This is a genomic window from Pontibacter sp. HJ8, assembly GCF_054824225.1.
On sequence record NZ_JSYF01000238.1, the window covers coordinates 22,705 to 29,047 of the forward strand.

The following is a 6,343-nucleotide window of genomic DNA, read 5'->3' on the forward strand; positions in this document are numbered from 1 at the left end:
GTTATACAGTGGCTTTTTCGTAGGCTTCTATCTGCTCGAACTCCGGATGGTGCTTGCGCTCTCTGGACCACATCGAATAAATGGCCGGGATCACGAATAGCGTCAGGATCAGGGAGAACATGGTACCACCCACAATCACCACACCCATACCCATACGGCTTTGTGCAGCAGCTCCCAGTGCCAGGGCAATCGGCAACGCACCCAAGGCAATGGCCAGGCTGGTCATCAGGATGGGGCGTAAGCGTGCCTCGGAAGCTTCCAGGATGGCCTCCATCTTCGGCTTGCCCTGTTCCCGGAGCTGGTTGGCAAACTCGACTATCAGAATACCGTTCTTCGTGACGAGCCCTATGAGCATGATCGTTCCTATCTGGCTGAAGATGTTCCAGGTCTGGCCAAACAGCCACAACGAAAGCATGGCACCTGCTACCGCCATCGGCACGGTTAGGATGATGATGAGCGGATCGACAAAGCTTTCGAACTGGGCTGCCAGGATCAGGTAGATCAGCAACAGGGCCAGGCAAAAGGCATACATGGTGTTCGAGCCACTTTCCACAAAGTCACGGGATTCTCCGCCCAGGTCTGTCGAGAAAGTCTCGTCTAATACCTGCGCTTTGATGCGGTCCATGGCTTCTATGCCATCGCCAATGCTCATGCCCGGCGACAGGCCAGCCGAAATGGTGGCCGACATATATCGGTTGTTGTGGTAAAGCTGCGGCGGGCTGCTGCGCTCGGTCATCGTTACCAGGTTATCCAGCTGCACTAATTGTCCGGTGTTGCTGCGCACGAAAAGCGAGGTCAGGTCCAGCGGGTCGTTGCGGTCCGGGCGGTCGAACTGGCCCATTACCTGGTACTGGCGGCCGTTCATCAAAAAGTACCCGAAGCGCTGCCCGCTCAGGGACAGCTGCAGCGTCTGCGCCACATCGATCACCGAAACACCCAGGCTTTGTGCCTTCTCCCGGTCGATGGTGATGTTGATCTCCGGCTTGTTGAATTTCAGGTTGACGTCCACGTTCGAGAAGGTAGGATCCTGGCTGGCTGCTTCCATGAACTCTGGTACCTTTTCCTCCAGTTTCTGGAAGTTAGGGGCCTGGATGATGTACTGTATCGGCTGGCCCCCACGGCGGTTTACCGAAATGGTTGGCTGCTGCGTTACCATGATCCTGCCTTCCGAATATTTACGGGTCTGGCCGGTCAGGTAGTCTGCTATATCTTTCTGCGAGCGCTCGCGTTCTGTTGGCGGCACCAGGGCCAGGCGCATCATGCCGCTGTTTACCGAACCGGAGCCACCAAATCCCGGCGAGGTGATCACCAGGTTCACCGCTTTTTCGGGTACTGAGTCGTTTACCAGCTGCGTGAGCTCCTTCATGAAGCGGTCGGTGTACTCATAAGAGGCACCTTCAGGGGCCGATACCTGTACGCGCAGCATGCTGCGGTCGTCGTACGGAGCGGTTTCTTTCTGAAGCATGGTATAAACCAGCGCAGCCAGGCCAAGGCAACCGATCAGGATCGGGAAGCTCAGCCAACGGCGCTTCATAAACCCGGCAAGGGCGCTGGCATAGCTGCTATTCATCTTCTCGTAGTAGGGCTCGGTGAAGTTGTAGAACCTTGATTTCTTATGTCCGCCGCTCTTCATCAGGTATGCGTTCAGCATGGGCGTGAGCGTGAGCGAGACAAAGGCTGATATGAGCACCGCTGCTCCGATCACCACGCCAAATTCGCGGAACAGGCGGCCGACGAAGCCTTCCAGGAAGATCACCGGCAGGAACACGGCTGCCAGCGTGATAGAGATCGAAATTACAGCCAGGAAAATCTCGTTGGATCCTTTGATTGCCGCCTGGATCGGCGACATGCCTTCTTCTACTTTTTTGAAGATGTTCTCTGTTACCACGATACCGTCATCCACTACCAGACCAGTCGCCAGTACGATGGCCAGCAGCGTGAGCACGTTCACCGAGAACCCGCAGAGGTACATGATAAAGAACGTGGCGATCAAGGATACCGGAATGTCGATGAGCGGACGGAAGGCAATGCTCCAGTCGCGGAAGAACAGGTAAATGATAAGGATTACCAGTACCAGCGCGATCAGGATCGTTTCCGCAACTTCCGTAACGGATTGCTTGATAAAGATGGTGTTATCCATCGCAATATCCAGCTTGATGTCTTCGGGCAGGTCATTCTTCAGCTTCTCGAACTGCTCATAAAATTTATCCGAGATATCGAGGTAGTTCGTGCCTGGCTGCGGGATGATCGCCATACCTACCATCGGCTGGCCGGAGTTGCTCATCTTCGTTTCCAGGTTTTCAGGGCCGAGCTCTGCTGTACCTAAATCACTGAAACGAATGATCTTGTTGCCGTCTGACTTAACGATCAGGTTATTGAACTGCTCGGCCGTGGACATGTTACCCAGCGTTTTTACCACCAGTTCGGTGTTTTCGCCGCTGATCTTACCCGATGGCAACTCTACGTTCTCGCGGTTAAGGGCAGCGCGTACATCGCCAACCGTCAGCCCGTACGATGCTAGCTTCATCGGGTCGAGCCAGAGGCGCATGGCGTAGCGTTTCTGCCCCCAGATCTGTACGCTACTGACACCCGGTATCGTTTGGATGCGTTGCGAAATTACGTTTTCGGCATAGTCGCTGAGTTGGAGCTGGTCGCGGCTGGCGCTTTGCACCGTCATGGTGATGATGGGCTCGGAGTCGGCGTCGGCTTTGGATACGACCGGCGGCGCATCGATATCCTGCGGCAGGCTGCGCACCGCCTGCGATACTTTGTCGCGCACGTCGTTGGCGGCTTCCTCCAGGTTCTTATCGAGGTTAAACTCGATGTTGATGTTACTCCGGCCCTGGTTACTCGACGAAGAAATGTTGCGGATACCGTCGATGGAGTTAATGGCTTTTTCGAGCGGCTCAGTGATCTGCGACTCAATGATGTCGGCGTTGGCACCCGTGTAGCTGGTACTTACCGAAACAATGGCCGGGTCGATGGACGGATACTCTCGAACTCCCAGAAAGCTATACCCGATGAAGCCGAAGAGCATCAGCATCAGGTTGATCACGATCGTGAAAACGGGCCGCTTTATACTTGTGGTGGATAAACTCATACGTCTAAGGCTTTATCTATTTCTCTCCAACAGCTACTTTCACCGGAGCGCCTGGCTTCAGCGTCATGATACCGGTGGTCAGCACGGTATCGCCTGCCTGCAAGCCTGCAGTCACCAGTACATCTTTCTCTGTACGAGTAGATGTTTCAATCATGACTTCTTTTGCTTTACCATTTTCCGTAACAAAAACTTTTTTACCATTCTGCACCGGGATAACGGCCTCAGTAGGTACCAGCAGGGCATCCTTAATCACCGTCAGGGGCAGCTCGATGTTGGCGAAGCTGCCTGGGCGTAAGGTGTTGTCGGGGTTAGCGGCACGTGCCCGCAACTGCAGGGTGCGCGAAGTGGATTCAATACCAGGCTCGATGGCATACACAGTTGCCGTCTGCTTCTTATCCGATCCGGCCACCGTAAAGTTTAATGTCGTATTCACCTTCACCTGGCTGGCGTATTTTTCGGGAACAGAGAACGTGATCTTGACCGGGTTGGTGCTTACCAGGTTGGCCACGATCGTTTCGGGTGAAATGTAGGTGCCCTCCGAAATAGAGCGCAAACCGATGCGGCCCGAAAAAGGCGCCCGGATGGTGGTTTTGTCCAGTTGTGCCCGGATAAGTTGCGTCTGGGCCTGGGTTGACTTGAGCTCCGATTGGGCGATGTCGTATTCTTCGCGGCTGATGGCTTCCTTTTTCAGCAACAGGCCGGCTCTACGCTCGTTCTCAGCGGCAAGGCTTTGGCGGGTCTGTGCCTGTGCCAGTTGGGCTCTTAATTCCGAGTCATCAATCTTCAGAAGTACCTGGCCTTTGCTTACCGGGCTGCCTTCCTCGAAAGAGATGGAGCGAACCAGGCCCGAAATCTGGGTTCTGATCTGTACCTGCTCGTTGGCTTCGATGGAGCCCGATACGGCAAGGGAATTGGAGAAATTCTGAGGTTCAACCACTACGCCATTTACACGCATGGCCGGCATGGCGCCGCCTCTGCCTGCTCCGCCGGGACCTACGCCTGGACCACCGGCTCCCTCGCCCTTGTTCTGCTTTATGCGATAAGCTACCAAAGCACCAAATCCAAGTATAAGTATGGCGTAAATGATGTATTTAATTTTCATAAGTTGTAAGGGTGTTATGTAGATTCGTTTAGTGGTGGCCTTTGTTTGTCAGATTATTGCTACACTTCTTAAAATGCCTGCGTTTGAGGTGCAGTCGGTTATTATGCTTTATTTTATTGTGCTCATGCTGCTACGGTGATCATCAGGGCCTGCTAATTGTGGCACTTTCTCCTGAAAATATCCTGCTCTACAACGAGTAACCTATGGCTGCGGCGGTGGCCGGTATGAAGTTCATTTTGAGCGTTTTAAACAATTTATGTTATGCCTTCAATAGGATGAACTGACATCAAAGGTATAAAATTCCGAAATGGCTCCTGATGAGTAGGTAACAACTATAAAGGCGTATAAATTTACAGGTTACAACCGGATAAGAAAATATTCGGGAGACGTACTCTACAAACAGGTATAACACTAAGACAAACGCCGGCTTTATAGGTTTAAACAGCTTTAAAATAAATACTGGAAAATATGAGTGAAGGCAAAAAGAACTTCTTTGAGGATGTATATGAGGTAGTGAAACTGATACCGGAAGGACGAGTCACCTCCTACGGGGCCATTGCCAGTTACCTGGGCTCCAAGGGCTCCGCCCGCATGGTAGGCTGGGCCCTGATCGCCTCCCATCCGCTCACCCGGATACCCGCTCACCGGGTGGTGAACCGGGTCGGTATGCTCACGGGCAAGCAGCACTTCGAACAGCCCAACGCCATGCAGGAAAACCTGGAGAAGGAGGGGATAAAGGTGAAAAATGACCAGGTGGTGGAATTTGAAAAGCTGTTCTGGGACCCGGCCAGAGAACTGTTGTAGCGTTAGAAAGTTTGGGAGTTGGAAAAGTAAGTTTCGTAGGGACAGTGGCGACCTGTCCGTGGCTGCGGGCATTATAAAGCTGGCTACGCAGCTATACCTATACCTATACCTATCATTTCAGGTATAAGGACGGCTTATCTGAATAAGTCTATAACCCAGGTGTTTTCATCTAGTTTGCTACCGTTCACAGTTCTTTGATTTATTTCAATGGTGCTCGGGCAGCATTCTGAAGAGGGGCGTTCGATGAAATCAACCTCTATGTTATCCGTTTCGTCCAGGGCCGTGATGTAATACTCTCTGAAGCCCTTTTCCAGGTATACCTCTACAGAGCTTGATGCTATGTGTACCTGAGCGGCCTTTTTTATACCGTTCATGAGGTAGTATACCTCCACATCCTTTGGATTGATAGTCGCGCCATTTCCAAACAGCAGGTCCTGCCCATTTTCAGCTGACTTTATTGTGACGGCAAAATGGCTTTCTGAAAGACATTCTAACCCTTCGCAATCGTTGTTGCAGGAGTAAAGGAAAGGGAGAAGGAGAAGCAGGAATAGATTCCGTGTTTTCATGTGGGAGTGGTTTAACGCGCTCGTGCTATAAAATAGAGCCCCCGCTTATAGGTGTTGTTATACTGCCGTTATTCCTTGATACTGCTCTTTGGTCAACCTCCACAGGTTAACTACCTGCTCAAAGTTAGAAACTCCCGGAATGGTTGTATGCTGCCTGACGAATTCAAACCCAAGTTTTTCTACCGTCTTATTTGGTGCGGGATTGAGTGCGTAAGGCTCGCAAAATAGCTGGGTTAAATTTAAGTTTTCGAAAAAGAACGGAAGCGACTGTTTTACAAATGCACCTCCGATTCCTTTCTGTCTGTTTTCCAACTGCCAGAGGTGTACATGCATAAAGGCCTGTTCTCCAAACGCAATCTGGTTCACATGACAACTCCCTACAGGGTGGCCGTTTTTGATCCAGGTCAGAAAGTAAGCTTTTTTCTCTTCCATGGGGAGAGTGACCTGAGATTTGACCAAATTTTCAATCTGCTCTCTGGTAGGCCGCTTGCTTACATCCACACCCATGCCTTCTAAATGTGCCGAGGATGAATCTACCCAGTAGCGGATGAAATGTTCTATGTCATCTTCCACCATTTCTCTTACCAAAAGTGAGTTTGCTTCTTTCATCCGGGTTGAATTAATGTACTAACTGCTGTGCGTTCGATGTGTTTCTTTTTATAGCTTTTAGCTACATTTACATACTTCACATTCCTGTTTAGTAGCGAACCCTGCTTTGGAGCAACCACTATATTGGATTTGCTCACATTTAGCTGAAGTTTTGTTATAAAA

5 protein-coding genes are annotated in these 6,343 nt (G+C 51.2%); 1 reads left to right on the plus strand and 4 read right to left on the minus strand.

Annotation, left to right across the window (positions count from 1 at the left end; all coding sequences use genetic code 11):
* Position 1 precedes the first annotated feature (1 nt).
* Complete coding sequence (locus OB13_RS11245; protein ID WP_461490262.1) at positions 2-3,100, minus strand: efflux RND transporter permease subunit; 3,099 nt, start codon at positions 3,098-3,100, stop codon at positions 2-4.
* A 16-nt stretch (positions 3,101-3,116) separates the two neighbouring features.
* Positions 3,117-4,202: an efflux RND transporter periplasmic adaptor subunit gene (locus tag OB13_RS11250; protein ID WP_461490263.1), complete on the minus strand. Its 1,086-nt coding sequence runs from the start codon at positions 4,200-4,202 to the stop codon at positions 3,117-3,119.
* A 468-nt stretch (positions 4,203-4,670) separates the two neighbouring features.
* On the opposite strand from OB13_RS11250, the gene OB13_RS11255 reads away from it, so the two are divergent.
* The gene (locus tag OB13_RS11255) at positions 4,671-5,006 is read left to right on the plus strand and encodes an MGMT family protein (protein ID WP_461490264.1); all 336 of its coding nucleotides are present in this window, start codon (positions 4,671-4,673) and stop codon (positions 5,004-5,006) included.
* A gap of 134 nt (positions 5,007-5,140) precedes the next feature.
* On the opposite strand, the gene OB13_RS11260 is transcribed toward OB13_RS11255, so the two are convergent.
* Positions 5,141-5,572 carry a hypothetical protein gene (locus OB13_RS11260; protein WP_461490265.1) on the minus strand — a complete coding sequence of 144 codons (432 nt, stop codon included), beginning with the start codon at positions 5,570-5,572 and terminating at the stop codon, positions 5,141-5,143.
* A gap of 57 nt (positions 5,573-5,629) precedes the next feature.
* The gene (locus OB13_RS11265) at positions 5,630-6,181 is read right to left on the minus strand and encodes a GNAT family N-acetyltransferase (protein ID WP_461490266.1); all 552 of its coding nucleotides are present in this window, start codon (positions 6,179-6,181) and stop codon (positions 5,630-5,632) included.
* Between the last annotated feature and the right edge of the window lie 162 nt (positions 6,182-6,343).

Excerpts from the sequence above, each read along its gene's own strand:
- OB13_RS11245 (WP_461490262.1), bottom strand. The coding sequence starts at position 3,100 with ATGAGTTTATCCACCACAAGTATAAAGCGGCCCGTTTTCACGATCGTG.
- OB13_RS11260 (WP_461490265.1), bottom strand. The coding sequence starts at position 5,572 with ATGAAAACACGGAATCTATTCCTGCTTCTCCTTCTCCCTTTCCTTTAC.
- OB13_RS11250 (WP_461490263.1), bottom strand. The coding sequence starts at position 4,202 with ATGAAAATTAAATACATCATTTACGCCATACTTATACTTGGATTTGGT.
- OB13_RS11265 (WP_461490266.1), bottom strand. The coding sequence starts at position 6,181 with ATGAAAGAAGCAAACTCACTTTTGGTAAGAGAAATGGTGGAAGATGAC.
- OB13_RS11255 (WP_461490264.1), top strand. The coding sequence starts at position 4,671 with ATGAGTGAAGGCAAAAAGAACTTCTTTGAGGATGTATATGAGGTAGTG.